This window comes from Winogradskyella sp. 266wxhm (genome assembly GCF_058964685.1).
On sequence record NZ_CM179559.1, the window covers coordinates 2,365,826 to 2,391,784 of the forward strand.

At 31.9% G+C, this 25,959-nt stretch carries 26 protein-coding genes; 16 read left to right on the plus strand and 10 right to left on the minus strand.

Annotated elements, in window-relative coordinates; all coding sequences use genetic code 11:
• The first annotated feature begins 4 nt into the window (after positions 1-4).
• Together AC2H4K_RS10440 and ppk1 are read left to right on the plus strand one after the other, a co-directional pair.
• A complete protein-coding gene (locus AC2H4K_RS10440; RefSeq protein ID WP_281138969.1) occupies positions 5-1,294 on the plus strand; it encodes a DUF2254 domain-containing protein in 1,290 nt (429 codons plus the stop codon).
• Positions 1,295-1,352: 58 nt separating this feature from the next.
• Positions 1,353-3,371, plus strand: a complete 2,019-nt coding sequence (ppk1, locus tag AC2H4K_RS10445) for a polyphosphate kinase 1 (RefSeq protein WP_493742389.1) — start codon at positions 1,353-1,355, stop codon at positions 3,369-3,371.
• Here ppk1 and AC2H4K_RS10450 read toward each other — a convergent pair.
• Positions 3,368-4,177, minus strand: a complete 810-nt coding sequence (locus AC2H4K_RS10450) for an SdiA-regulated domain-containing protein (RefSeq protein WP_493742390.1) — start codon at positions 4,175-4,177, stop codon at positions 3,368-3,370. The two genes, ppk1 and AC2H4K_RS10450, sit on opposite strands and share 4 nt — an antisense overlap.
• An 86-nt stretch (positions 4,178-4,263) precedes the next feature.
• Between AC2H4K_RS10450 and AC2H4K_RS10455 the strand changes: the two genes are divergently transcribed.
• Positions 4,264-5,481, plus strand: coding sequence for a BaiN/RdsA family NAD(P)/FAD-dependent oxidoreductase (locus AC2H4K_RS10455; RefSeq protein ID WP_493742391.1), 1,218 nt, complete (start codon positions 4,264-4,266; stop codon positions 5,479-5,481).
• Here AC2H4K_RS10455 and AC2H4K_RS10460 read toward each other — a convergent pair.
• Entirely contained in the window at positions 5,448-7,733 is a 2,286-nt protein-coding gene (locus tag AC2H4K_RS10460) for a response regulator (protein WP_281138965.1), read from the minus strand. The two genes, AC2H4K_RS10455 and AC2H4K_RS10460, sit on opposite strands and share 34 nt — an antisense overlap.
• A gap of 99 nt (positions 7,734-7,832) precedes the next feature.
• On the opposite strand from AC2H4K_RS10460, the gene AC2H4K_RS10465 reads away from it, so the two are divergent.
• The 5 genes from AC2H4K_RS10465 (at position 7,833) to AC2H4K_RS10485 (ending at position 12,319) form a co-directional block, all read left to right on the plus strand.
• Positions 7,833-8,381, plus strand: a complete 549-nt coding sequence (locus AC2H4K_RS10465) for a DUF1697 domain-containing protein (protein WP_281138964.1) — start codon at positions 7,833-7,835, stop codon at positions 8,379-8,381.
• Positions 8,382-8,384: 3 nt separating this feature from the next.
• On the plus strand, positions 8,385-9,470 hold the full coding sequence (locus AC2H4K_RS10470; RefSeq protein ID WP_281138963.1) for a diphosphomevalonate decarboxylase: 1,086 nt from the start codon (positions 8,385-8,387) through the stop codon (positions 9,468-9,470).
• Between the two features lie 34 nt (positions 9,471-9,504).
• Positions 9,505-10,434, plus strand: coding sequence for a mevalonate kinase family protein (locus AC2H4K_RS10475; RefSeq protein ID WP_281138962.1), 930 nt, complete (start codon positions 9,505-9,507; stop codon positions 10,432-10,434).
• A 52-nt stretch (positions 10,435-10,486) separates the two neighbouring features.
• Positions 10,487-11,389: a geranylgeranylglycerol-phosphate geranylgeranyltransferase gene (locus AC2H4K_RS10480; RefSeq protein WP_281138961.1), complete on the plus strand. Its 903-nt coding sequence runs from the start codon at positions 10,487-10,489 to the stop codon at positions 11,387-11,389.
• Between the two features lie 87 nt (positions 11,390-11,476).
• Positions 11,477-12,319 (plus strand): pseudouridine synthase, encoded by an 843-nt coding sequence (locus AC2H4K_RS10485; protein ID WP_493742392.1) that lies wholly within the window; start codon positions 11,477-11,479, stop codon positions 12,317-12,319.
• A 4-nt stretch (positions 12,320-12,323) separates the two neighbouring features.
• Here the strand turns inward: AC2H4K_RS10485 and AC2H4K_RS10490 are convergent, their stop codons facing one another.
• The 5 genes from AC2H4K_RS10490 to AC2H4K_RS10510 all read right to left on the minus strand — a co-directional run bounded on the left by AC2H4K_RS10490 (position 12,324) and on the right by AC2H4K_RS10510 (position 15,966).
• The gene (locus AC2H4K_RS10490; RefSeq protein WP_281138959.1) at positions 12,324-13,340 is read right to left on the minus strand and encodes a transglutaminase domain-containing protein; all 1,017 of its coding nucleotides are present in this window, start codon (positions 13,338-13,340) and stop codon (positions 12,324-12,326) included.
• A gap of 11 nt (positions 13,341-13,351) precedes the next feature.
• Positions 13,352-13,774, minus strand: coding sequence for a carboxypeptidase-like regulatory domain-containing protein (locus AC2H4K_RS10495; protein WP_281138958.1), 423 nt, complete (start codon positions 13,772-13,774; stop codon positions 13,352-13,354).
• Between the two features lie 113 nt (positions 13,775-13,887).
• Positions 13,888-14,766, minus strand: coding sequence for a cysteine synthase CysM (gene cysM, locus AC2H4K_RS10500; protein ID WP_281138957.1), 879 nt, complete (start codon positions 14,764-14,766; stop codon positions 13,888-13,890).
• Complete coding sequence (gene epsC / locus AC2H4K_RS10505) at positions 14,744-15,556, minus strand: serine O-acetyltransferase EpsC (protein WP_281138956.1); 813 nt, start codon at positions 15,554-15,556, stop codon at positions 14,744-14,746. Before epsC ends, cysM begins: the two co-directional genes overlap by 23 nt.
• 110 nt (positions 15,557-15,666) lie before the next feature.
• Positions 15,667-15,966: a hypothetical protein gene (locus AC2H4K_RS10510; protein ID WP_281138955.1), complete on the minus strand. Its 300-nt coding sequence runs from the start codon at positions 15,964-15,966 to the stop codon at positions 15,667-15,669.
• 455 nt (positions 15,967-16,421) lie between these two features.
• On the opposite strand from AC2H4K_RS10510, the gene AC2H4K_RS10515 reads away from it, so the two are divergent.
• The 7 genes from AC2H4K_RS10515 to AC2H4K_RS10545 all read left to right on the plus strand — a co-directional run bounded on the left by AC2H4K_RS10515 (position 16,422) and on the right by AC2H4K_RS10545 (position 21,854).
• Positions 16,422-17,822 carry an arginine decarboxylase gene (locus AC2H4K_RS10515; RefSeq protein ID WP_281138954.1) on the plus strand — a complete coding sequence of 467 codons (1,401 nt, stop codon included), beginning with the start codon at positions 16,422-16,424 and terminating at the stop codon, positions 17,820-17,822.
• Positions 17,812-18,753 (plus strand): agmatinase, encoded by a 942-nt coding sequence (speB, locus tag AC2H4K_RS10520; protein WP_281138953.1) that lies wholly within the window; start codon positions 17,812-17,814, stop codon positions 18,751-18,753. Before AC2H4K_RS10515 ends, speB begins: the two co-directional genes overlap by 11 nt.
• Entirely contained in the window at positions 18,743-19,717 is a 975-nt protein-coding gene (locus tag AC2H4K_RS10525; RefSeq protein WP_281138952.1) for a deoxyhypusine synthase family protein, read from the plus strand. The genes speB and AC2H4K_RS10525 overlap by 11 nt, the downstream gene beginning before the upstream one ends.
• 2 nt (positions 19,718-19,719) lie before the next feature.
• The gene (locus AC2H4K_RS10530) at positions 19,720-20,046 is read left to right on the plus strand and encodes a hypothetical protein (RefSeq protein ID WP_281138951.1); all 327 of its coding nucleotides are present in this window, start codon (positions 19,720-19,722) and stop codon (positions 20,044-20,046) included.
• Between the two features lie 69 nt (positions 20,047-20,115).
• Positions 20,116-20,529 (plus strand): VOC family protein, encoded by a 414-nt coding sequence (locus tag AC2H4K_RS10535; protein ID WP_281138950.1) that lies wholly within the window; start codon positions 20,116-20,118, stop codon positions 20,527-20,529.
• Positions 20,529-21,305, plus strand: a complete 777-nt coding sequence (locus tag AC2H4K_RS10540; RefSeq protein WP_281138949.1) for an RMD1 family protein — start codon at positions 20,529-20,531, stop codon at positions 21,303-21,305. The genes AC2H4K_RS10535 and AC2H4K_RS10540 overlap by 1 nt, the downstream gene beginning before the upstream one ends.
• A gap of 180 nt (positions 21,306-21,485) precedes the next feature.
• The gene (locus tag AC2H4K_RS10545) at positions 21,486-21,854 is read left to right on the plus strand and encodes a hypothetical protein (RefSeq protein ID WP_281138948.1); all 369 of its coding nucleotides are present in this window, start codon (positions 21,486-21,488) and stop codon (positions 21,852-21,854) included.
• A gap of 17 nt (positions 21,855-21,871) precedes the next feature.
• On the opposite strand, the gene AC2H4K_RS10550 is transcribed toward AC2H4K_RS10545, so the two are convergent.
• Complete coding sequence (locus AC2H4K_RS10550; protein WP_281138947.1) at positions 21,872-23,248, minus strand: MptA/MptB family glycosyltransferase; 1,377 nt, start codon at positions 23,246-23,248, stop codon at positions 21,872-21,874.
• Positions 23,249-23,325: 77 nt separating this feature from the next.
• On the opposite strand from AC2H4K_RS10550, the gene AC2H4K_RS10555 reads away from it, so the two are divergent.
• On the plus strand, positions 23,326-23,703 hold the full coding sequence (locus AC2H4K_RS10555) for an SRPBCC family protein (protein WP_281138946.1): 378 nt from the start codon (positions 23,326-23,328) through the stop codon (positions 23,701-23,703).
• A 50-nt stretch (positions 23,704-23,753) separates the two neighbouring features.
• Here the strand turns inward: AC2H4K_RS10555 and AC2H4K_RS10560 are convergent, their stop codons facing one another.
• Positions 23,754-25,187 carry a cellulose synthase family protein gene (locus tag AC2H4K_RS10560; protein ID WP_493743068.1) on the minus strand — a complete coding sequence of 478 codons (1,434 nt, stop codon included), beginning with the start codon at positions 25,185-25,187 and terminating at the stop codon, positions 23,754-23,756.
• A gap of 56 nt (positions 25,188-25,243) precedes the next feature.
• Positions 25,244-25,933: a glycosyltransferase family 2 protein gene (locus tag AC2H4K_RS10565; protein ID WP_281138945.1), complete on the minus strand. Its 690-nt coding sequence runs from the start codon at positions 25,931-25,933 to the stop codon at positions 25,244-25,246.
• Between the last annotated feature and the right edge of the window lie 26 nt (positions 25,934-25,959).

The following is a 25,959-nucleotide window of genomic DNA, read 5'->3' on the forward strand; positions in this document are numbered from 1 at the left end:
AAAAATGACATCCTTTTTCAACAAGTATTTTAACTACATATACAAGTTAGAGAGTAGAATTGCTTTTTACCCAACATTAATTAGTTTGGTAGGTGTATTCTTTGCTTTCGCAATGTTTTATTTTGAAAATAAAGGAGTCTCTGAGTATTTGGTAGAGCATGCTCCTATTTTAGTAGTTAATGACACTGATACAGCCAGGAATTTACTCACCACTTTCATAGCAGGTCTCATCTCCATCATGGTGTTTAGTTTTTCTATGGTTATGGTTCTTCTAAATCAAGCCTCGAGTAACTTTTCACCCAGAGTTTTGCCAGGTTTAATATCCAACAGAAAGCATCAGGTAATATTAGGAATTTACAATGCATCTTTACTGTATTGTATTTTTACCCTTGTTGCCATAGAACCTAATGGTAATAAATATCAATTACCAGGCTTTTCGGTGCTTTTGGCTATTGTGATTATGACGCTATGTCTTGGTGCATTTATCTATTTTATACACTCTATTTCGCAAGAGATTCAGGTAAATAATATCATGGATAGAATCTACAGAAAAGCAAAATTAAGACTCAATAAAGAAATTGATACCGAAAAAGATTGTAATACAGATTTTCCTGATACTAGCGAATGGACCTCTGTTAAATCAACTGATTCTGGATATTTTCAAGATATAGGACTTGAAACTTTAGCTGAAATAGCAACAACCGAAAATATCAAATTCAAAGTCATTCCTGTTAAAGGCGATTATATTCTAAAGGATTTACCTCTAATTTCTTCGGATAAAGATTTGAGTGATGATCAGATAGAGAAAATTAGAGAAACGTTTCGTTACGACAAAAGTGAATTAGTAGAAGATAATTATGTTTTAGCATTTAAGCAGATTACTGAGATTGCTATTAAGGCTATGTCTCCAGGTATTAATGATCCTGGTACAGCAGTGAATGCTATAGATTATCTCACTGAATTGTTTTCAATCCGACTTAGAAAAAATGACAAGAGTTTCTATTTTGATGCTGATAATAAACCTTTGATTTATGTCAATACGGTTGATTTTAACGAGCTGCTGTACTATGTAATGTCTGCATTTAGAACCTATTGTAAACATGATGCAGTTATTGTTATAAAACTGTTTAAAATGTTGTCGTTCTTAGCTAAAACAGAAGATGTATTTTCTGAAGATTATATTGAAGCTATTAAAAATGAAGGTAAAAATCTTTACGAGGATGCCAAGGTAAATAACAACAATGAAGCCGATTTAAAAGTTATTGAATCCTATTACAAAACCATAAAGTCATAACACTACAAAATAATATTGGCTTAACTTTTTTCTGAATTCTTACTGCTAATTTTGTTCAATGTCTGAAAAGAAATATTACCATAGAGATTTAAGTTGGCTTTCGTTTAACGAAAGAGTATTGCAAGAAGCTGAAGATAAGACTAACAGTCTTAATGATCGCTTAAAGTTTTTAGCGATATTTTCCTCTAATCTTGATGAATTCTATCGTGTAAGAGTATCTAAACTTCGACAGTTTAGAAGACTTCAAAAAGACTCACCACTTCGTTTAAAGGAAAAGCCCAAAAAAATAATTAAGGCTATTCAGAAAAGGGTTGATAAGCTTCAGGAAAGATTCGGTTTTATCTATAAAGAAAAACTACTTAAAGAACTAAATATTGAAGGTGTTAATCTTATTGAGGCATCAGATTTTAATGATATTCAGCAAGAATTTTCATCAGAGTTTTTTGAAGCTTCAGTAAAAAAGCCGTTGAAGATTTATGAGCTAAATTCAGATTTAGATTTGTCCTTTATTAAAGATAAAGAATTATTCTTTTTTGCTAATGTCTCTCAACCTTTATTAATTTCTATTCCTACTAAAAAATGTGGTCGTTTTATAACATTTCCAGGAATAGGAGAGAAAAAGCATATTACTTTTTTAGATGAAATTATTAGAGATAATATTTCAAAAGTTCTACCAGAATTAAGTGGAGAAGACTTATTTAGTGTTAAGATTACTAGAGATGGTGAGTTGTACTATGAAGAGGAAGATGGGGAATTAATAGAACTGATAAAACAAAGTTTAAAACATAGGGATTATGGTATACCAACACGGGTTTTATACGATTCTAGTATTGGAAAGGAAGACGTTAAAATTCTTCGAAAATGCTTAAGCCTTAAGAAAACGGATTTAATGCCAGGTGGACGCTTTCATAATTTTAGTGACTTTTTTCATTTTCCTGAAATTGAAAGTAGAATTAGTGAATCTAACAATGGGCAATTGGATCATCACAGTTTAGAATTGGTTGATAGTATTATTGATCATATTAGTGAGAAAAATGAATTATTATCCTTCCCATATCAGAAATATGACTCAATTTTAAACTTGATTAATGAGGCTTCTGAGCGAAAGGATGTAAACCATATCTATATTACATTATACCGAATTTCCAAAGATTCTTCGGTTGCTATTGGTTTAATGAATTGCTTGGCGAAAGGAAAAAAAGTAACTGTTTTTGTTGAAGCCAAAGCACGATTTGATGAAGAAAATAATATAGAATGGGGAGAAAAATTAGATAAGGCAGGAGCTCGTGTACTTTATAGTATGCCAGATATTAAAGTGCATTCTAAAATTTTACTAATAGAAACCAAAACAAAAAATATTGGCTATATAGGGACAGGGAATTTTAATGAAAACAGTGCCAAAATGTATGCAGATTTTGGATTGTTAACTTCAGATAAAGCTATTGCTACAGACCTAAAAGAAGTCTTTAAATTTCTTTTAGACACTTCCTATGAACCATCTATTTCTAAAATTTGGATGTCACCATTCACTACACGAAAAGAACTTAATAACCGTATTGATAACGAAATAGACATTGCAAAAAATGGAGGTAATGGTTACTTGTTCTTCAAAATGAATAGTTTGGAAGATAAAGATATTATTGATCGTCTTTATAAAGCATCTCAATTTGGTGTTAAAATAAAACTATTGGTTAGAGGTATTTGTTGTTTGGTTCCAAGATTAAAAGGTATTAGTGAAAATATTGAAGTTATCAGCATTGTAGGTAAGTATTTAGAACACGCCAGAGTTTATGTTTTTGGAAATAACGGAAAAAATGAGATGTTCATTGGTTCTGCTGATTGTATGGAGCGTAATTTAGACCGAAGAGTAGAGGTTATTGTTCCAATTCAAGATGATGATATTAAAAAAACCATTGAAACCTGTATAGATTTACAATGGCATGATAATACCAAAGGGCGAATCATTGATGCAAAGCAGAAGAACATTTACCAAACAACAGGTAAATCCAAGATAAATTCTCAGCTAGACTTCAAGGAATATCTACAATCTAAAAATTACCAAATAGAAAACGCTTAGTCAATTGAGAAGGTGTAAATGTTTCCACCTTCATCACCATTACGCTCATCAGTGATTATGACTTTATTATTAGAGTCAAAACAAATACCTTCTTTTTGAGAGTCATGATCAAATTCTAATTCTTTAAGGTCTCCTTCAAAAAAGTCATCATCTTTAAAGTTGTCTATTTTCCAGAGTTTATCATGATTTAGTAAAACAATAATTTTTCCATCATCGCTTATGTCAGCTGAGGTTATTTTATTGTTTTTACCTTTTAAATCGTGTTTGGTATGAACTTTAGCTTCTTGTTTACCAGCTTCATTTTTCACTTTTAAGACAACAAACTTATTTTTCTCTTTACTAATTATATAGAAATGATTATTCAACAGAAAAAAGGATTCAAAATCTTTAGAATCTTGTTTTTTAGGTAGAGTGAACTCAATAATTTCAGCATTAGTACTTTTTTTGTTTAAGTCCTCATACTTTACTTTGTAAATAGTGAATTTTTCACGTTTTTCACTATTGTTGCCAAAATCACCGATATAAATATTGCCTTTATCATCGGCAGTTAAATCTTCCCAATCTTCATTTTCAGCATTTTCAATTTTTATGGATCTGGCAATAGAACCATCCATTTCTAGAGCAATAAGGTCATTGTCGTTTCCTCTGTCTTGAATCACCCAAAGTAAATTTTCTTTCAAGTCTTTTTCTGCAGCCGAGACTTCTTCCAAGCTATTGTTTATTGAACCTTCTATTTTTAATTGTCCTAAAGATTTGCATGAAGTAGCTATAAGTAATACTAATATTAGTCTATTGAAGAATATCATTGTAATTTTATGTTTTTTATTTCAAGGTAATAGTGGTAACGCTTAACTCAAAGAAAATACTCACAAAATCTTCTTAAAAATTAAGTTTGAATAATACATACAACATTATAATCATTGGTGGAGGTGCAGCTGGTTTTTTTGCGGCAATAAATGTTGCTGAACAAAATCCAGATTTATCTGTAGCCATTTTAGAAAAAGGCAAAACAGGACTTCAAAAAGTAAAGATCTCAGGTGGTGGACGTTGCAATGTTACCCATGCCGAATTTATACCTTCGGAATTAGTAAAAAATTACCCAAGAGGAGAAAAAGAGTTGTTAGGACCCTTTCATACATTTATGACAGGTGACACCATTGCGTGGTTTGAAGAGCGAGGTGTTGAACTTAAAATAGAAGATGACGGAAGGATGTTTCCGATATCAAATTCTTCTCAAACCATAATTGATTGTTTTCTGTACGAAGCAAAAAAGCACAATGTTGACATATTATACAACTACAATGTAAAGTCAATATCTAATAATGATGGTGTTTTTAGTATAGAAACTTCCGAAGGTAATTTAAAGAGTGATAAAGTTATTATTGCAACAGGAAGTAATCCTAAGATGTGGCAAGTTTTAAAAACTTTAGGGCATAAAATTATAGAGCCTGTACCATCACTATTTACGTTTGATATTAAGGATAGTAGAATTAAAGATATACCAGGTGTTGTAGCTAAAGATGTTGAGGTTAAGGTTGTAAATACCAACTTGTACTCCGAAGGACCTTTGTTAATTACACATGTAGGAATGAGCGCACCAGCTATATTAAAACTTTCCGCATTCGGTGCTGTTGAGTTGGCAGAATTGGATTATAATTTTAAAATTGAAGTAAACTTTATTCGGCTAGATTTTGAAAGCTGTCTAGAGCAGTTGAAAATTTTGAAGCAAGAATTGGCTAAGAAAACGGTTTTTAATTCAGCACAATTTGAATTGCCAAAACGACTTTGGAAACAGTTGGTTATTGCTTCTCATATAAATGATAACGAACGATGGTCAGATATCAATAAGGATCAATTAGAAGCGTTAGCTTCTCAACTTACCCAAGCTGTTTTTGAAGTTACAGGAAAAAGTACATTCAAAGAAGAGTTTGTAACTGCAGGTGGTGTAGATCTTAAAGACATAAATTTTAAAACCTACGAAAGCAAGTTGGTTCCTCATCTGTATTTTGCAGGCGAAGTCATCAATGTTGATGCTATAACAGGAGGTTTTAATTTTCAAAATGCATGGACAGGAGCTTACATTGTTTCAAAAGCTATACAATTAAAATAAAGATCGCTGGCATTGGAATGATTTAGTACAATTGCCTTAAAATCTTCAAAATTATAAGGTTTAGTAATGATTTGATTTATACCAGCTTCTTGTGCTTTCATCAATATTTCAGAAGAATTTAAAGCGGTAAGAGCCAGAATCGGTATTTTAGGATTAAACATTCTAATGTGTTTACTAGCTTCATAACCATCCATATCTGGCATATTAATATCCATTAGAATTAAATCGTAAGCCTTGTTTTTAATCATAGAAATAGCTTCTCTTCCGTTTGTAACTATTTCAGCATGATAACCTTCAATTTTTTCTAGGTTCTTTTTGGTGATAAGTAAGTTTACTTTATTGTCATCTACAACTAAAACATGCATTTCTTTTTTATATGCTGAAAGCGTTTTGATGTTGTCTTCTGCAGTGGGCGCAATATCAAAGTCTATTTCAAAAAAGAATGTTGTGCCAACATTAGGTTGGGATGTAAAATCAATATCAGAGTTATGACTTTTAAGTAGCGTTTTTACAATGTATAGCCCTAAACCAGAACCACTACTGTTTTTCTCTAAGAATGTTCTGTTTTCAAAAGCATTAAATACAACGGATCTGTGTTCTTCTTTAATGCCAATTCCGGTATCTTTAATTTCAAATCTTAATCTTAATGTATCAGAAGTACGCTTTTTCTCTTTTACATTGATGCAAACATGACCTTCTTTTGTATATCTAATAGCGTTGTAAGCCAAATTGATTAAGATTTGGCTAAAAGCCACCTTGTCTATTAGAAGTTGTTCGGAATCATCAAAAGTTTCAATATTGGTTTTTAGTTCAATGCCTTTGTCTTTTGCAGCGACCTTAACAGTGCCAATTACGTTTTGTACAATGTTATTGATGTTATTTGGCTTTTGCCTTAGTTCCTTCTTGTCAAACTTTAGTTTATTAGCTTGAAGAATATTGTCAATCAATACCGATAAATAACTACTTGATGAAATTAAAGAGTCGAGGTAAGATTGTCGTTTTTCTTCATCTTTTTCTTGATTAACAAGTGTCGCCAAACCAGTAATGCCATAGATTGGTGTGCGTAATTCATGACTAAGTATTGAGAAGAACTCTAAACGGTTCTTGTCAATATCAATGAGTTTTTTGTTACTTTCTTTAAGCTCTCGGTTGATTTTAGTAACATTCTTTCGGGCTTTAAAGTAGAAGAAAAACACAACTAAAGTTCCTAATAGGACTATACCTATTAATGTAGTAATCCATATTAGTATTTTAGAAGTCTTAGCGTCTTGTTTTTGAAGTTCATTTGCAAGATTTAGTTGCTGTTCGGTATTTATGATTTTGTAAATTAACTCACCATTTTTGGCATTTCTATTTTCAAAATCAATAAGTGCTCTGTATTTGTAAGTGTCAGATTTTAATAGGTATTTATTGGCAGAATCTAAATTCTTATTTATCTGGTTGTAGTATAGGTATTTATAATAGTTAAATGTACCTAATTTACGATAAGCATCATCATGATCTTCATTGTCAAAAGCCACTTTTAAGTCATTTTCGTCAATAGCAAAAAGTTCCTTGTAACCATACGTTTTGTTGTTTGGAAGTTTAATCTTTGCTATGGCATTATGGTAGGTATAGGATAACCTGAATCGGTTTTTTAAACTACTTATATCTTCATAAGTACCTGAAATTGTAATCTTGCTAAAATCGGTTGAATCTAGTTGTTCTAAAGCAAACTTCGAAGTTTCATAAAGCTTTTGGTTTTCATAAGCATAGTAATACCGTTTAACTTCACTATCTAAATTTTTAAAATAGAGTTCACTATTAATAGATTTAGATTGTCTTTGTGCTATTGGATATATACTATCAAACCGCGTATAGTTTTTATCTAATAGATAAGTGCTTACCAATCCGGAAAACGCAATGTCTTTACCTTTGTTGCTTCCTAAAGAATCATAAATGTGCAACGCCTTTAGGTAATAGGTCTCAGCATTTTTATAGTTAGACATTTTGGTTAAAATCTTGCCTAAGGCAAAATAAGAATCGGCAAGTTGAGCATTTAAATTATTCTTCTTAGAATAAGTAATGGTCTCATTTAATAAGGTCGTAGCTTCATAAAGGCTGTCGTTTCTTACCAAAGATTCTACCTTTGGCTGATTTAAGAAATAAACAGAATCAACTTCTTTGTTTGTAGAATAGCTTTGTGCAACTACAGATTTAAGGGCAAAGAAGGATATTATTACAAGAGCTATGTTAGTTTTGGGGCAACGCATAACAATATTGTATATGTGGGCAAATCTAAACTTTTTTATGATATCAAAATCAAATACTTATATATTTAACTATATTAATTATTCTCAGTCTTATAACTCATGGAAGAAAATACTTATCACTATGTCGCTCTAATTAGAGGGATTAATGTAGGTGGTCATAAGAAAGTTCCGATGGCGGAACTCAGAGAGCTACTCACAAAATCAGGTTTGGAAAATGTAAAAACGTATATACAGAGTGGGAACGTTATATTTCAATCCAAAATACAGAGTAAAGCTGAACTCGAATGTTTAATAAAGGATAATATTCTGAATCATTTTGGGTTTGATGTTTCGGTTTTGGTTAAAACAAGAGAAGAATTAAAAACGATTTTTAATGATTGCCCTTTTTCTAAAGAGAAGAAAATCAATAGCTATTTTGCGATGCTAAGCGAAATACCAGAGAAAAGTTTAGTTGAAGAAGCGTCACAAAAAGTTTATGAAAATGAAGAATATAGTATTCTGAAAAATTGCATTTACTTCTATTCAGAAAAAGGTTATGGCAATGCAAAATTCAGTCTCAATTTTTTTGAACGAAAACTAAAAATAAATGCAACTGCCAGAAACTATAAAACCATGGTAAAGTTGCTATCTTTGTCGACAGAACCTTAGACAATGAGAGTGGAAGATTTTATTCTAAAGAACTATAATTCAGGTATAGAAAGTGGCTTAGTAAAATGGGAGTCTCCTAGCAACATAGCCTTAGTAAAATACTGGGGAAAAAAGGAAAATCAAATTCCAGAAAATCCTTCTATAAGTTTTACATTATCTAACTGTAAGACTATCACGGAACTTACCTTTACTAAAAAACAGAATAAGGAATTTAGCTTTGATGTTTATTTTGAAGGTGATAAAAACGAAGCTTTTAAGCCAAAAATTCAAACGTTTTTTGACCGTATTGAAGCATATATGCCCTTTTTAAGAGATTATCATTTTAAGATAGAGACCTCTAACACCTTTCCGCATAGTTCAGGTATTGCTTCTTCTGCTTCCGGTATGAGTGCTTTGTCTCTATGCTTAATGAGTATAGAGCGTTTACTTAGCGAAGAAAAAGTTTCAGATGAAGTGTTCAATCAAAAAGCCTCTTTTTTAGCACGTCTAGGATCGGGTTCTGCTTGTCGTAGTATTGAAGGAGAACTAGTGATTTGGGGAGAAAATGAAAGCTTTCCTGACGGTTCAGATTTGTATGGTGTAAAATATACCGATGACATTCATCCAAATTTCAAAAATTATCAAGACACTATCTTGTTAGTAGATAAAGGTGAAAAGCAGGTGAGTAGCACTGTTGGTCATAAGCTCATGTATGGTCATCCGTTTGCAAAACAACGTTTTACTCAAGCTCATGATAACTTAGGGAAACTGAAAACTATATTAGCTTCTGGTAATTTAGATGAGTTTATCAAGATTGTAGAAAGTGAAGCATTAACGCTGCATGCTATGATGATGACCAGTATGCCGTATTTCATTTTAATGAAGCCAAACACACTTCAGATTATAAATAAAATTTGGGCTTACAGAGAAAAAACAAATTCAAAAATTTGCTTCACACTAGATGCGGGAGCAAATGTTCATGTGTTGTATCCTGAGGTCGAAAAAGAAAATATATTAGAGTTTATTAATAATGAATTGGTTAGCTATTGTGAAAATGGCCATTATATTTGTGATCAAATAGGTTTCGGGGCGAACCAAATAGAAATTTAATACGTATATTTGTTAAAGAAATTGCTTTAAATACATGAAAGGACCACTATTTTATTCTAAAATTCTTCTTTTTGGAGAATACGGAATCATTAAAGATTCTAAAGGTTTATCTATTCCTTACAATTTTTATAACGGTGCTTTAAAGGTTGATGAAAATCCATCAACTGAAGCTATAAAATCTAATGATAGCTTAAAGCGATTTGTAACTTACCTTAAAGATTTAGACAAGGATTTAGTAACGTTTAACTTCTCTGAATTAGAGAAAGATGTGGAGTCTGGTATGTACTTCGATTCTTCTATACCACAAGGTTATGGTGTTGGTAGTAGTGGAGCTTTGGTTGCAGCGATTTACGATAAATACGCAACGGATAAAATTACAGTTTTAGAGAATTTAACACGCGAAAAACTACTAAGACTTAAAGAGATTTTTTCGGCTATGGAATCTTTTTTTCATGGAAAATCTTCTGGTTTAGACCCATTAAATAGTTATCTAAGCCTTCCTATCTTAATAAATTCAAAAGATAATATTGAAGCTACAGGAATTCCTTCCCAAAAAACGGATGGAAAAGGAGCTGTATTTTTACTAGATAGTGGTAGCGTCGGAGAAACAGCACCTATGGTGAGCATTTTCATGGAAAATATGAAGAATGAAGGTTTCCGAAGCATGTTAAAAGACCAATTTATAAAACATACGGATGCTTGTGTAGATGATTTCCTAAAAGGTGATATAAAATCACTTTTCAAAAACACAAAGCAATTGTCTAAGATTGTTTTGAATAATTTTAAACCTATGATTCCTGCACAATTTCACGAATTGTGGAAGAATGGGCTTGAAACTAATGATTACTACTTAAAACTTTGTGGCTCTGGTGGAGGAGGTTATATTTTAGGTTTCACAGAAAACTTTGATAAAGCTAAAGAAGCTCTCAAAGCTCACAAATTGGAAGTAGTTTACAACTTCTAGATTCTTAATTTTTACACTGAGCTTGTCGAAGTGTCCCTAAAAACTAAAAGGCATGCTATCTAGACGGCAGAAACATATTCTTATCAAATTTTTCAGCCTTTTTTCTGTTGTTAGAGGATATAATATATTGGTTGTTGTTATAGCGCAATATTTAGCATCTGTTTACATTTTTGCTCATGATAAACCTCTAAAATCTGTATTGTTAGATGTTAATCTTTTAATGTTGGTTCTGGCATCATCAGCTACAATTGCAGCAGGTTATATCATCAATAACTTTTACGATTCAGAAAAAGATTTAATCAATAGACCAAGAAAAACGATGCTAGATAGGTTGGTGAGTCAAAACACCAAGTTATCCTTCTATTTTGTGCTCAACTTTTTAGCAGTGGTTTTTGCAAGTTATGTCTCTTTTAAAGCTGTTGTCTTCTTTTCGTGTTATATTTTCGGAATTTGGTTTTATTCGCATCGCTTAAAAAAGCAACCCATAATAGGTAATATTGTTTCAGCAATACTGGCTGTAACACCATTTTTTGCTATTTTTATTTACTACCAAAATTTCGAACTTGTTGTTTTTGCGCACGCTATATTTTTATTTCTATTGGTGTCTATGCGCGAATTAATAAAGGATTTAGAGAATATTAAAGGCGATTTAGCATTAAATTATAGAACGGTACCTGTGGTTTTAGGAGAAAAAACTTCGAAGGTTATGTTGTCTATTATTGCAAGCTTAACTATTATCGCAGCTATAGTGTTAATCCTTTTTTTTAAGGTAGGTTACATGGTCTATTTTTTCTATTTGTCAATCGGTTTTCTAATTGTATTCTTAATGTTGCTATGGAGAGCCAACAGTAAAACCTATTATTTGTTACTTCATAATTTGCTTAAGTTTATAATTGTTTTAGGGGTATTTTCTATCATTTTAATTGATGTTTCCGTAGTTTTAAATAGAATTTAAACGCTAAAAAATTAGGTGTAAAATAGGATCATTAAGATTTAAGTAGAAGATGTTAACTAATGTTATACCTTTGCAAAAAAAATAATTATGAGCAGACATCAAGGTAGCAAGGGAAAAGGGAAATTTTCAGGAAGAGGAAATGCTAACAGCAAAACAAAAAGTTATGCTAGAGGTAATGCTCCATTCAAGAAAAAGGGAAATCCTAAAAAAGCATCTACAACTTCCGATGAAATCCGTTTGAACAAATATATTGCCAATTCAGGTATTTGTTCGCGAAGAGAAGCTGATGAGAATATAGTTATTGGTTTAGTTACGGTTAACGGCAAGGTAGTTACTGAAATGGGTTATAAAGTGAAGTTAAATGATGAGGTAAAGTTTGATGGCAGACGTATAAACCCTGAGCCGAAAGTTTATGTGTTATTGAATAAACCTAAAGGTTTTGCCACTACTACAGCAGAAGGAAAAGGAAGAACAGTGATGGATTTGATAGCTAATGCTACAAATGCCAATGTAAAACCGATAGGACGTTTGGGTAGAAATTCTCTTGGTTTATTATTGTTTACCAATGATGATAAAATAGTTCAGAAATTCACCAATTCTAAGACAGGAGTAGCACGTTTGTTTCATGTTGAATTAGATAAAAACTTGAAGTTTGAAGACCTTAAGAAAATTCAAGAGGGATTTAAAGTTGGGGAAGATTTAATTACAGTTGAAGAAATCAGTTACATAGAAGGTGAATCTAAAAACCAAGTTGGTATTAAGATTAAAAATACAGGAAATACAATTTTAAGAACAATCTTCGATACATTTAAATACGATATTGTAAAAATAGATTGTGTGGCTATAGGTCACCTAACTAAAAAAGACATTCCTAGAGGTCACTGGAAACATCTTACAGAGCAAGAGCTAAACACTCTGAAAATGCTATAAATTTTTAACCTTTAACATCAAAGGTGTAGGTAGAAATTAGTTCATCAGCGATGTAAAGATGAACATCATAAAATCCAGAATATTTAAATTGAAACTCTATTTTAAGTAGTTTGTCTTTAATAGAGATGGAGTTCGGTTTTACTTTTAATTGACTTGAACCGTTGTCTATTAAAAAACGAACATTCTCAGTTTTAATGTTGTCTTTCAGTTTGTATTCAAAAGTTATATTTTCAAACTTTCTTATATCCTGATGCATTTGCTTCGGTAATATATGAAGCTCCAAGTTTTTGTAAGCATTTCCATAAATTATTGGAGCAGCTTTAAAGTTTTCAAAAGTTGGAATTTTACTTTCATCTATCAACCAGTATTTGTTTTCAAGAGGGAAATGATTAACAGCAAATAGTTCAGGGTTGGCTAGAAAAAAACCATCATTATAATAAAATGTAAAACGATTAGTTTCAGGATCTGGAATACCACTAGCCCAAGTTGGATCGCACAAATACCATTTGTTATTTAGCCATACAGCATTCCAAGAATGGTTTGGTAAGGTTAACTTCTCAATGTCTGTTGTGCTCACTCTGCCATAACCTTGTACAATGTTACATTTTATGTCGGCTAATCGTGAAAGTTCAGAAACTAAATAGGCATAACCTGTACAAATGGTTTTCTGCTGTTTTAGTAATTTTTTGAAGAGCTTTTTTCTAAACTCATCGTTCCAATTTTTTAATTTGAGGCTGTCATCTTTAAAGCGTTCACGTTTATGCTTATTTCTAAGGTAAAGATTGTAATCATTGGAAATGTTATTACAAACCCACTTATAAATAGCTCTAAAACGTTCTACATCTGTATCAAGGTTTGAAGTTAATTTACGTGAAAGTTCGGTTAGATTTTGTAGTCCTTCATCTTTATATGCTTGAGCTATACTATCAGCCTTTTTAAAATCTATATGCGCAAAATCTGATATCTGCGCATAAGATTGATAGGTGAAACATAGAAGTAAAAGGTAAAGTAAGCGTTTCAACAAGAATAAAATTAATTTTTACGCTTCGATTTATATGGCTTTCCAGTATCTAAAGCTCCAATCATTTCTATTAAATCTTCAGATAATTCAAGCGTAATAAATGTAGTATCTTCCTTTATTTCTACTTCTTGATCTACATAGCCCAAGTAACTAAAGATTAAAACATCTCCTGTTTTTAATTTCTTTGGAAACGTAAATTCACCAGCTTTATTAGTAACCGTACCATTTCTAGTACCTTTCTGAATTACATTGACACTTTCAAGGGGTGTTTTGCTATCAGTTACAACGCCTTTTATAGTGCGTTCACTAGAGGCAACTTCGTTAGTGGTTTGTCCGTACACTGAGCTAAAAGTCAATGAGGTTAGCATCATAAATAACACAAAACTTAGTGCTTTAAAGCTTTGTCTTTGAGTTAATGTTAGTTGTGTTTTCATAATAAATCTATTTTTATTTACATCGAAATTAGATGCTATGTCTACAATTTAAAAATAGTTTTGAGTAATAACAACTGTTAAGTCAGTAAAATAGCGTTTTGGGTTAGTAAACGTTATTCAAATAAATCAGAAGAAAGGTAGCGATCACCACGATCACATATTATACTTACTATTACACCACTATCTAATTCGCTTGCAAGTTTTAAGGCTGCTGCTGTTGCGCCTCCGCTACTCATACCTGCTAAAATACCTTCTTCCTTAGCTAGTCTTTTTGTCATAGCAATAGCTTCATCTGTGCTTACTTCTATAGTTTTATCAACTTTTTTAGCATCAAATATTTCAGGTAAATAGGCTTTTGGCCACTTTCTAATTCCTGGAATTTTAGAATCATCAGTAGGTTGTACACCTACAATTTTGATAGCTTTATTTTGCTCTTTTAAAAAGGTTGAAGTTCCCATAATGGTTCCTGTGGTTCCCATAGCAGAGACAAAGTGAGTAATTTGTCCTTCGGTATCACGCCAAATTTCTGGTCCAGTAGTTTTGTAATGAGCTTTCCAGTTATCGTTATTTGAAAATTGATTAAATGAAAAATAACCTTCATTTTCAACTTTATCAATAGCATAATCGCGAGCTCCTTCAATACCATCAGGATGTAAAGTTACTTTAGCACCATAAGCTCGCATAGTTTGAACCCGCTCTTTGGTTGCTGTTTCAGGCATTACAAGTTCAATATCCAAGCCGTAAATAGCTGCTATCATGGCTAGAGCTATACCAGTATTTCCACTTGTTGCTTCAATTAATTTTGAAGATTTATCTATCTTTTTAGAATCCAGAGCGCTTTTTATCATGTTATGAGCAGCTCTATCTTTTACACTTCCGCCTGGATTGTTACCTTCAAGTTTAAAATAAAGGCTGACGTTTGGGTTAGTATTCAGAGCTATAGATTTTACCAAAGGTGTATTGCCTATTCTATCTATTAAGGTTTTGTTCATGGGATTTACTTCTTTTAGTGTATACTTCTACCTTATGATTGTGTGTTACAATTGAGTTTTTTGGAACTGAAGCCGTAAGCCAAGTGTTGCCTCCTATAATGCTGTTTTCTCCAACAACAGTTTCTCCGCCTAGAATGGTTGCGTTAGCATAGATAGTAACATTATTTTCTATGGTAGGATGGCGTTTTATATTTTGGTCTTGCTTTTTTACAGTTAAAGCGCCTAAGGTAACACCTTGATAGACCTTTACATTATTATGAATTTCGGTAGTTTCACCAATGACGACTCCTGTGCCGTGATCTATGAAAAAGGACTCGCCGATTGTAGCTCCAGGATGAATATCTATTCCTGTAACATGATGTGCATATTCGGTCATTAACCTTGGGATTAATGGTAATCCAAGTTTATGAAATACTCTAGCCATTCGGTAAGTTGCAATAGCAAAAAAACCAGGATAAGCTAAATATATTTCTTCAACAGAACGAGACGCAGGATCGTTATTAAAAATAGCTTCAGCATCTTTCTTTAAGCTACAATACAAATCAGGAATACTTTCCATAAAATCATCCCAACGTTTACATGGTTTGCCTTTTATTTCTGGACAAGCAATGTCTCTGATAGATAAAAAAACAGTTTCTAAATTTTGAAAGGCTTCTTCAGTATTGGTTTCACTGTCAAAGAAGGCTTTAAAAAGTAATTTGGTAAAACGTTGCGACTCTTCCTTTAGAGTCATAGAAACCTTAATAGCTTCCTTTTGTTCTTTAATGATGTTTAGTAAGTGTGCGTTCATTTAGCGAATCGGTCTATTTAGATTGTTTGGATAAACACAATCAATTACTAAATTAGTGAAAGTATATTTTAAAGAGAAGTGCTTAACACTAATTTATTAAATCAAGACTTTTATGATAAGGCATTAGAAATATCAATAACATTGGCTATGATTATTAATATTATTACAATAGTTATTGATAGATTTATTATAAAGCCAAAAATCTTTTGAAAGGTATTAGGCTCTTTTAAGCTTTTTAGAGAACTTATAAGTCCTGTAACTGCAATAACAAAAGATGAAATTATTAAAATGCCAACTATTATAGAAAGTGTACCTTGATTAAGGTTTAAGGCAGTAATTATTATTGAAAATAATAGTAGTACTAATCCAATAACAGCAAGCTTAAAACTTCTTTTAGTATTCAAATTCATATCATAAATAAATGAGATGAAATTTAGCTAAAAACAGTCAGAATAACATTAATTACAGAATTTTAGTTTCAAATTATATTTTTAATACACTGAAAATCAGACACTAATTTTTTTTAAAAAATAAATTAAAAAAGTTTTGCGTATTAAAAAATAGTATACATTTGTCACGAAATTTAGAACTACTAACACAACGGATTCTAAATTTAGCTGAACACATTGAAAACTGTTTTTACGTTCGGGTTTTTGAAAATTAGGAAGTCATATTCAAAAACTGCTTATAAGATAAGTAACCGAAATTTAAAGCTAACTTCCGCTACTTCAATTGCTGATAGTCAGCATAACTACGGTTTTGTACCTACTACACAAAATCAAATTCAAATTTGATATAACATAAACTTTACTTGAACTAAGTTTATATTTTATTAATTTACACTTGAATTTTTTAAAAAATTATAATGAACACAAAATATATTGATCTTATAGATCAATCCTTTTATTTTCCTCAGGACGAATTCAACCTAAAGGAAAACACACTTCAATTTCATGATATTGATTTAATGGAATTGGTAGAACAATACGGAGCACCTTTAAAGTTTACCTATTTGCCTCAAATATCAAATAATATTCAACGTGCAAAATCTTGGTTTGCTGATGCTTTTAAAAAGCATGATTATAAAGGTAAGTATAACTACTGCTATTGTACTAAGAGTTCTCACTTTAAGCATGTTTTAGATGAAGCTTTGAGTAATGATATTCATATAGAAACTTCTTCGGCTTTTGATCTAGATATTGTGAAAAAGTTAAAAGCAGAAGGTAAAATAACCGATAAAACATTTGTATTAAGCAATGGCTTTAAGCGTGAGCAATACATTACTAATATTGCAGAACTGATAAACTCTGGTCATGAAAACTGTATTCCTATTATAGATAATTATGAGGAGTTGGATTTGTTGTCACAAGACATTGATGGAAAGTTTAAAGTAGGTATTAGAATTGCATCCGAAGAAGAACCAAAATTTGAGTTTTATACTTCTAGATTAGGAATAGGTTACAAAAACATTGTACCTTTTTACAAAAATCAGATTCAGGAGAATGATCAGGTGGAGCTAAAAATGTTACATTTTTTCATAAATACTGGTATCAGAGACAATGCTTATTATTGGAATGAATTAACAAAGTGTCTTAAAGTTTACACTGCGCTTAAGAAAATTTGTCCATCGTTGGATAGCTTGAATATTGGTGGTGGTTTTCCAATAAAAAATTCATTGGCTTTCGATTTTGATTACGCTTATATGGTAGATGAAATCGTAAATCAAATAAAAACAGTTTGTGACCTAGAAGGTGTTGCAACTCCAAACATTTTTACTGAATTTGGAAGTTTTACTGTTGGTGAAAGTGGAGGTGCTATCTACAAAGTGTTGTATCAAAAACAACAAAATGATAGAGAAAAATGGAACATGATCAATTCATCTTTTATTACAACTTTACCAGATACTTGGGCCATAAACAAACGTTTTATAATGTTGCCAATTAATAGGTGGAGCGATGGTTATGAGCGTGTTTTATTAGGTGGTTTAACTTGTGATAGTGATGATTATTACAATAGCGAGCAACATGTTAATGCTATCTATTTGCCAAAATACAATAAGGATAAACCATTATATATAGGGTTTTTCAATACAGGAGCTTACCAAGAAACCATTGGTGGTTTTGGAGGTTTACAACACTGTTTAATTCCATCTCCAAAACATATTTTGATTCAACGAGATGAAGAAGGAAAGCTAACAACAAAGATTTTTAAAGAACAACAAAAGAGTGAAGACTTACTTAATATTTTAGGTTACAATGAAAACTAAAACTTATGCTGGTATACCAGAGCAATATGCAAAATTAGATCAATCAAAGATTGTTTTGATTCCTGTACCTTACGATGGTACAAGTACTTGGCAAAAAGGTGCCGATAAGGGACCAGATGCTTTTTTAGATGCTTCTGCAAATATGGAGCTCTATGATATTGAAACCAATTCTGAAGTATATCAGCAAGGTGTATTTTTAGCAGATGCGATTACAGAAAATTCATCACCAGAAGCTATGGTAGATGCTGTACATCAAGCAACTAAAAAGTATATTAAAAAGAATAAATTCGTAACCATTTTTGGTGGAGAGCACTCTATTTCTATTGGTACAATTAGAGCTTTCAATGAAATGTTTGAAGACATAACAGTACTTCATATCGATGCTCATGCTGATTTACGCGAAAGTTACGAAGGTTCTAAATGTAACCATGCATGTGCTGTTTATGAAGCAAGTCAGACTACTAACTTAATTCAAGTTGGTATACGTTCTATGGACATCATTGAAAAAACAGTGATGGATGAAGACAAGACTTATTTTGCTCATGAAATGGCGCAAGATGACAACTGGATGGATTCAGCAATAGATCAAATGACAGATAATGTTTTTATCACTTTCGATTTAGACGCTTTAGATCCTTCAATAATGCCAAGCACTGGTACTCCGGAACCTGGAGGTTTATTTTGGTACGAAACCTTAGAGTTTTTAAAGCAAGTTTTTGAAGAAAAAAATGTGGTAGGATTCGACATTGTTGAGTTATGTCCTAATACTGTTGATAAGTCTTCAGATTTTTTAGCCGCAAAGTTGTACTATAAGATGTTGAGTTATAAATTTGAAGGAGAAGACATAGATGATGATTTTGAAAGTAATTTCAATGATTCATCAAATGGAGCAAATAAATTTTCTAAATTTAATGACGAAGATGACTACTAAAGGAAACATATCCCAATTTATAGAAAAGTACTATTTACACTTTAATGCTGCAGCTTTAGTTGATGCCGCAAAAGGTTATGAAGATCAGTTAAATTCTGGTGCTAAAATGTTAGTGTCCTTAGCAGGTGCTATGAGTACTGCAGAATTAGGTAAGATTTTTGCTGAGATGATTCGCCAAGATAAGGTTCAGATAGTATCTTGTACAGGAGCTAACTTAGAAGAAGACATTATGAATTTGGTGGCGCACAGTCACTATAAGCGCGTGCCAAACTATCGTGATCTAACTCCTCAAGATGAATGGGATTTGTTAGAAAAAGGGTTAAACCGAGTAACAGACACTTGTATTCCAGAGGAGGAAGCTTTTAGACGTATACAAGAGCATATTGTAAAAATCTGGAAAGATGCTGAAGCTAAAGGAGAACGTTACCTTCCGCATGAGTATATGTACAAGTTATTGCTATCTGGTGTTTTAGAAGAGTACTACGAGATAGACCTTAAAGACTCTTGGATGTATGCAGCAGCAGAAAAAAACTTACCAATTGTTTGCCCAGGGTGGGAAGACAGTACTATGGGTAATATTTTTGCAAGCTATGTGCTAAAAGGTGAGTTAAAAGCGAGTACTATGAAATCTGGAATAGAATATATGACGTTCTTAGCAGATTGGTATACTGAAAATTCAGAAAATGGAATTGGATTTTTTCAAATAGGCGGTGGAATTGCAGGTGACTTTCCAATCTGTGTAGTGCCAATGCTTTACCAAGATATGGAGCGTACAGATACACCATTTTGGAGCTACTTCTGTCAGATAAGTGATAGTACTACAAGTTACGGGTCGTATTCAGGAGCTGTACCAAACGAAAAAATTACTTGGGGAAAATTAGACATAAATACACCAAAATATATCATAGAAAGTGATGCTACTATCGTTGCACCGCTTATTTTTGCCTATCTATTAGACATGTAAATATGAACAAAAAAGACCAACACCTAAAACGCGTAATCGTAGACTTTAAAAAGCTTACACCAGAGATTTTGGCACTTTTGGTAGAAAAATATCCTGATGGATATGATGATGACCAAATAATTTCATTCAGAAATGCTAAAAACGAAACTGTTGAAGCTGTTGAGGTAACTACAGAAGATACTAAATACTTGGTTAAAGTAAGTACTAAACTTGCCGTAACTATGGAAAATTATGACGAGGATGATTATGAAGATTTTGATGATGATGATCCAGATGCAGTACAAGATCCAGATATCCAACCAGACGACGATATCGAAGATATAGACTAAAAATTTAGTGTAAAATATTTCGTAATTTTTTGTAATTTACTAATAACTAAATTCTTATTAGAATAAATTATGGAAACTTCATTTCACATGTCATTACCGTGTCTTAATGTAGAAGAAACCAAAGACTTTTACATTAATAACATTGGTGCGTTCTTGGGAAGAACAAATGAAAATTGGGTAGATATAAATTTATTTGGACATCAGTTAACATTTATTCAGGCAGAAAAATTCAACTTTAATAGTCCAAATTATGTTTTTGAAGGTAAAATTTTACCGTCATTTCACTTTGGTGTTATTGTAGATGTTGATAATTGGGGTAAAATCTATACTAAGCTTACAAAGCAAAAGTTAGAGGTTGTTACGCAAACCACATTTTTAAAAGATAAAACAGGAGAACACTTGTCATTCTTTATAAATGACCCTAATGATTATATGTTAGAGTTTAAAAGCTTTAAGGATCCTAAGGATATGTTTAAAATATAATGTTTACAGTTGTTGCCTACCAAATAGCAAACACTATTAGTATTAAAACAAGCAAACAACAGTTGTCGTGGCAGCTGTTGTTTCAAGATAGTGATGAGCTGTTTTATTCAAGCGCTAAGGATAAATACGTTTATTTATTTCAGTACGGAATGGTTAGTTTTTTTAACTATTCAAAACAAGAAATAGAGGAAGCTTTACAGCAAATAAAGCCTTACTGCGACACTTATTTTTCAGACAAAATTTCGGAAGAAGTTACAGTTGAAATCAAACAACATACCCTTCAAGTGAATTTTGAAAGTGTGGTATTGCCAGATTTTAATAGTGAAATGATACGCTTGGTAATGCTTAATGCATCACAATCCGTAGCATTAAACCAGTATTCTGAAATTACCGAAGAGTTACTCATAGAAACCAATAAGCATACAAAATATCTTGAAAACAAAGGAAAACTAGATATTTCTGGTAATAAGCTAAAGCGCTTTATTGGAAAGATTTTAAATATAAAGAATAAAATTTCTGAAAACCTATACATCTTTGATTCACCAGATATTACTTGGGAAGATGAGTTGTTAAATAAGCTTAATTTAGAACTAAAGCAAACGTTCGATTTAAAAGACCGTTATCACGTTATTCATGATAGAATTGAAATTATAAAGGAAAACCTAGAGCTTTTCAAGGATATTATGGATCACAGAGAAAGTAGCCGATTAGAGTGGATTATTATCATTCTAATTTTAGTTGAGGTTGTAGACTTGTTCATCTTAAAATTGATATAATTCAAGCAAATTCTTCGCAAATAGCCATCCACAGTAATTTATAGTCAGAGCATTATAATCTAAAAGCATTGGGCTTGACGTGGTAAAATCCCATTAAAAGAATTTTCAATACTTAAAATTCATTTGTATGCATTGCGCATAGATGAATTTCAGTCAATATTAATTTTAAATAAATTGAACATGAAAGCAAAACAAATAGTATTGGTTTTAGCACTTTTCACTGCTGTTTTAAGTGTTAATGCCAATTCAGAAATAAAGAAAAAAGGTCAAGGTAAACAAGTAGTAACTATAGTTGCAACGTTTGATGGTTATGATGAGGATAACGGGTATTCCTTTTTGGTAGAAGATGAAGAGGAAGGCGATGAAGAAGTTATGTATTTTACGGAAATTACTGATGCAGCCTTACAGTCAGTTAATCTAAAATTAGATGAGTTTGTAGGTAAGCGTTTTGAGATTACTTATGAAATTACTGAGTACGAAGAAGAAGATGAAAATGGTTACATTGAAGTTTTTGAAACTTACATCATCACAAAAGTAAAAAAGGTGTAATTGAAATAAAGAAGCTGCTAGGAAACTGGCAGCTTTCTTTTTAGAATAACCTCCCAAGCAAAAGCACTAAACACAATACTGTATTCTAATGCAATGATCCAGAGATTTTCTTTATAAATAGGATCTGAATAGGCGCAGTAGCTTAATACAATAACCAAAGACCAAACCAAAGGAAATCTATAGTGAGTAAATAAACTAAGACCAACAAGAGTTACAACATACCAAGGGTGAACCGTTGTGCTTAAAAACAAGTAGCAAGCCAAAGCTAAAAGCATAGATGTTATTAGTTTTTGTAGAGTATTGTTTTGTCTCAAAAATGTTAGTCCAAGAATTATTAATAGTACTACTACAGGTATAATTTTACCAATAATAGCTATTTCATTATAACCACTAATAAAATAACCTATTGCTCTGGCGATATAATATATACTAGCATTAAATTCAAAATCGTTAAACCAAAGTCCGACGGTTTTAGAGTAGTTGACAATAAACTCCATTGAAAAAAACGGAAGAAAAGACAAGAGTGTTATTATTCCAATGATGGCATAAAATAAAATTAGCGTTGTCATTCCTTCAAACTCAGGAGTCTTTTTTGTTTTATCAGAATTAAACCATCTAAAAAATAATGGTAAAAACATCAGAGGAATAAGTTTTGTTGAGATAGAACAGGCAAAAACAACAGCTGACCATTGCCATTTTCCAGAATGTAATAGGTACAGACCCCAAATTAGAAAGCACAACATCACACCTTCAAAGTGAAGGTTACCAGTGAGCTCAATAACGATAAACGGATTTAAAAAATACCAAAGTATACGTTCTGAGGGTAGTTTTAAAGCTTCTAATAATTTTTTGCCAAAGTAAAGTATACCAAAATCTGCAGCAATAATAATCAGTCGCATAACAATGACAGAACCTAAAATACTTTTACTCGAAAATAAAGCAGCTAAAGCAAAAAACAATTGATTTAATGGAGGATAATTGGTGAAATGCGAAGCGCTTAAAGCACCCATTCCGGTATATAATTCTTGAGCTAACGGAATTTTGGTGCCAGCCTGATTCATAATTTGATCTGGTGTATACAAATAAGGATTAAAACCTTCCAGAAGCATTTGTCCATCCCAAATAAAACGATAAAAATCTTGTGATAAGTTTGGTGTAGCCAATAAAAAAATAAGTCTAAATAGAAGGCCAAGACCAACTAAAAACTTAAAGTTTAAACCTGATTTTTCAACCAGTTGATATGCAAAAACAAACAGTGCAATGTAGAGCAAAATCAATTTAGTAAAGTCGGTTCTAGCCAAATCAAAGGCAAAAGAACTGTACAAGGCAATACTTGATATGATAACAAGGAAGAATGTTTTATTGTATCTAACAAGATTGGTTAACCCTAGCATAATCCAAATATAGAATTATTTAAAGCTATTATAGTCGGAAAAATTATTAATACCTTTAAGCATACAATTTTGAAATTATGAGTTATTCAATTTTCCATAGTTTTACCATAAAAGCAGAGAAGTCAGAAGTCTTTAAAGCTGTTTCTGATCCTAATCATCTTATCAATTGGTGGCCTTTAAAATGTTCGGGAAATCCAAAAGTAGGAGAGTTGTATAATTTCAATTTTACCGATAAATATGATTGGTATGCAAAAGTTGAACGTTGTAAAGATAATGAAAGCATTCATTTTAAAATGACCGAGTCTGATGACGATTGGAATCCTACAACATTTGGTTTTGATTTGGCTACTGTAAACAATGGAACAAAGCTAGATTTTCCCACATTAATTGGCCAGAATGTAATGCACATTTTAAACATTCATCATTTTGTTGGGCATTATTGCTCAACGGATTGAAAAACTATTTAGAAAAAGGCATAATTGTTCCTTTTGAGGAACGCGAGTAACTAAACTTTAGAGCTTAGAGACTTAAAGAAAACATAGCCAAAACCAATACAAAGCATTAGGTGAAATGGAAATAACCCAAAATCGCCACCTTGGTCTCCAACGATGAACGCACTATAAAGTCCGAATCCGAAATAAATCATCAATAGGCCTTCAAGAAGTACATGAGGTGATAATTTCTTTTTTAAGTATTTGTTACCTTTCCAAGAATCTCTTATGGTACTGATATTAAACTTCGGTGTACGCACAAATTCACTGCGCTTACCAATATGTCCTTCAATAACCGCTATAGAATTGTGAAGCGAAAAGCCCATGGCTATTGAAAAGAACGTAAAGAACATACCAATATATCCAAAGAACTTTTTGAAGCCACTACCGTAAATATTTCGGTACATAAACCAGTAGCAAACAAAGAATATAATGGTACTCATTACAAAGAAACTCATCACATAAAAATAATCACGTAAGTGAGCATATTCATTTTTTATGTATAGCATTGGAATGCTCAAAACAGCAACTATGAAAATATTCAAAAACATGGTGCTATTCAATAAATGAAGTAAGCCGTGAACTTTTGTTTTGGTCGAAATATTATCAGACTTTAAAACGCGCCAAAGCATTTTTCTAAAGTTTTCTGCACCACCTTTATTCCATCGGAATTGTTGTGAACGTGCAGCACTGATTACCACAGGAAGTTCAGCAGGAGTTTCTACATCTTCAAGATATTTAAATTCCCAGTTTTTAAGCTGAGCTCTATAACTTAAATCTAAATCTTCAGTCAACGTGTCTCCTTCCCAGTTTCCTGCATCAATAATACAGTCTTTTCGCCACACACCAGCTGTACCATTAAAGTTAATGAAATGACCTTTACAGTTTCTTCCTACTTGCTCTAAAGTAAAATGTGCATCTAAAGCAAAAGCCTGGATTTTGGTTAGTAAAGAATAGTTTCGGTTTATATGTCCCCAACGAGTTTGAACAACTCCAATTTTTTCATTCTTGAAATATGGGATTGTACGTTTTAACCAGTTTGGATTCGGTAAGAAGTCTGCATCAAAAATGGCAATAAATTCACCTTTAGCAATTTTTAGACCTTCTTTTAAAGCACCAGCTTTAAAACCAGTTCTGTCAGTTCTGGTAATGTGCTTTATATCTATTCCTGTAGCAGCTAATTTTTCGATATGAGCTCTGGTGGTTTCTACAGTTTCATCCGTAGAATCATCAAGTACTTGTATTTCAAGTTTATCTTTCGGATAATCTAAAAGTGAAATGTTTTCCAATAAACGATCCATTACATACATCTCGTTAAAAACGGGAAGTTGAATAGTAACGTATGGTATTTCATCTGGATTAGAAAGGTTGAATTTTTCACATTCTTCTCTTCTTTTTTTAGATGAAAGATAGTTGTAAAGTAAATTTAATTGAGCCAAAGCGTACATAAAGATTAGTACTATGGCAATGGTATAGACAACTATTATAAAATATTGTAGGTAAATCACTTAAAACTATATTTAAAAATCCACGTAAGAATTTTTACGCCTGCAAAGATAGCACCTTTTACGGTTCCTGAAACTTTTGAGACACCAATTCTATTTCTATAATTAACAGGAATTTCTTTATAACGTAATTTTTGTTTTAAAACTTTCAGTTGCATTTCTACCGTCCAACCATAGGTTTTATCTTCCATTTTTAAACCTAAAAGTTTATCGTATTTAATGGCTCTAAATGGTCCTAAATCTGTGAAAGTAGAACTAAAAAATAGTCGCATTAAGTTTGTTGCTAGCCAATTACCGAATATTTGTGGTGTGGTCATAGAGCCTTGCTCTCGTAATTCTTTTACGCGAGATCCAAGGACAAAATCAATATTTTTATTAATAATTGGTGCGACCAATTTAGTTAGTTCTTCAGGATAATCACTGTAGTCTCCATCTAAAAAAACTACAATGTCTGGTTGGGTTTCTTGTTCTGCAATATAAGTCATACCTTTTAAACAAGCATAACCATATCCTTTTTGTTTTTCAACTAAAACCGTAGCTCCCGCTTTTTTGGCATTTATTTCCGTATTATCGGTAGAATTATTACTAACTACAATGATTTCATTAACGATTGAAGGAATATCGTTAATCACTAAGGGAATGGATTCCTCCTCATTGTAAGCAGGAATGATAACTTTTATGTTAGGCATTTAGTTAGTTTGAAAACGCAAAATAA

Bases quoted from the DNA above. Each gene is read 5' to 3' on its own strand.
- AC2H4K_RS10440 (WP_281138969.1), top strand. From the start codon at position 5: ATGACATCCTTTTTCAACAAGTATTTTAACTACATATACAAGTTAGAG.
- AC2H4K_RS10470 (WP_281138963.1), top strand. From the start codon at position 8,385: ATGAGAGTGGAAGATTTTATTCTAAAGAACTATAATTCAGGTATAGAA.
- AC2H4K_RS10540 (WP_281138949.1), top strand. From the start codon at position 20,529: ATGTTTACAGTTGTTGCCTACCAAATAGCAAACACTATTAGTATTAAA.
- AC2H4K_RS10495 (WP_281138958.1), bottom strand. From the start codon at position 13,774: ATGAAAACACAACTAACATTAACTCAAAGACAAAGCTTTAAAGCACTA.
- AC2H4K_RS10450 (WP_493742390.1), bottom strand. From the start codon at position 4,177: ATGATATTCTTCAATAGACTAATATTAGTATTACTTATAGCTACTTCA.
- AC2H4K_RS10515 (WP_281138954.1), top strand. From the start codon at position 16,422: ATGAACACAAAATATATTGATCTTATAGATCAATCCTTTTATTTTCCT.
- ppk1 (WP_493742389.1), top strand. From the start codon at position 1,353: ATGTCTGAAAAGAAATATTACCATAGAGATTTAAGTTGGCTTTCGTTT.
- cysM (WP_281138957.1), bottom strand. From the start codon at position 14,766: ATGAACAAAACCTTAATAGATAGAATAGGCAATACACCTTTGGTAAAA.
- epsC (WP_281138956.1), bottom strand. From the start codon at position 15,556: ATGAACGCACACTTACTAAACATCATTAAAGAACAAAAGGAAGCTATT.
- AC2H4K_RS10475 (WP_281138962.1), top strand. From the start codon at position 9,505: ATGAAAGGACCACTATTTTATTCTAAAATTCTTCTTTTTGGAGAATAC.
- AC2H4K_RS10565 (WP_281138945.1), bottom strand. From the start codon at position 25,933: ATGCCTAACATAAAAGTTATCATTCCTGCTTACAATGAGGAGGAATCC.
- AC2H4K_RS10465 (WP_281138964.1), top strand. From the start codon at position 7,833: ATGGAAGAAAATACTTATCACTATGTCGCTCTAATTAGAGGGATTAAT.
- AC2H4K_RS10555 (WP_281138946.1), top strand. From the start codon at position 23,326: ATGAGTTATTCAATTTTCCATAGTTTTACCATAAAAGCAGAGAAGTCA.
- AC2H4K_RS10550 (WP_281138947.1), bottom strand. From the start codon at position 23,248: ATGCTAGGGTTAACCAATCTTGTTAGATACAATAAAACATTCTTCCTT.
- speB (WP_281138953.1), top strand. From the start codon at position 17,812: ATGAAAACTAAAACTTATGCTGGTATACCAGAGCAATATGCAAAATTA.
- AC2H4K_RS10460 (WP_281138965.1), bottom strand. From the start codon at position 7,733: ATGCGTTGCCCCAAAACTAACATAGCTCTTGTAATAATATCCTTCTTT.
- AC2H4K_RS10545 (WP_281138948.1), top strand. From the start codon at position 21,486: ATGAAAGCAAAACAAATAGTATTGGTTTTAGCACTTTTCACTGCTGTT.
- AC2H4K_RS10535 (WP_281138950.1), top strand. From the start codon at position 20,116: ATGGAAACTTCATTTCACATGTCATTACCGTGTCTTAATGTAGAAGAA.
- AC2H4K_RS10530 (WP_281138951.1), top strand. From the start codon at position 19,720: ATGAACAAAAAAGACCAACACCTAAAACGCGTAATCGTAGACTTTAAA.
- AC2H4K_RS10560 (WP_493743068.1), bottom strand. From the start codon at position 25,187: ATGTACGCTTTGGCTCAATTAAATTTACTTTACAACTATCTTTCATCT.
- AC2H4K_RS10480 (WP_281138961.1), top strand. From the start codon at position 10,487: ATGCTATCTAGACGGCAGAAACATATTCTTATCAAATTTTTCAGCCTT.
- AC2H4K_RS10485 (WP_493742392.1), top strand. From the start codon at position 11,477: ATGAGCAGACATCAAGGTAGCAAGGGAAAAGGGAAATTTTCAGGAAGA.
- AC2H4K_RS10525 (WP_281138952.1), top strand. From the start codon at position 18,743: ATGACTACTAAAGGAAACATATCCCAATTTATAGAAAAGTACTATTTA.
- AC2H4K_RS10510 (WP_281138955.1), bottom strand. From the start codon at position 15,966: ATGAATTTGAATACTAAAAGAAGTTTTAAGCTTGCTGTTATTGGATTA.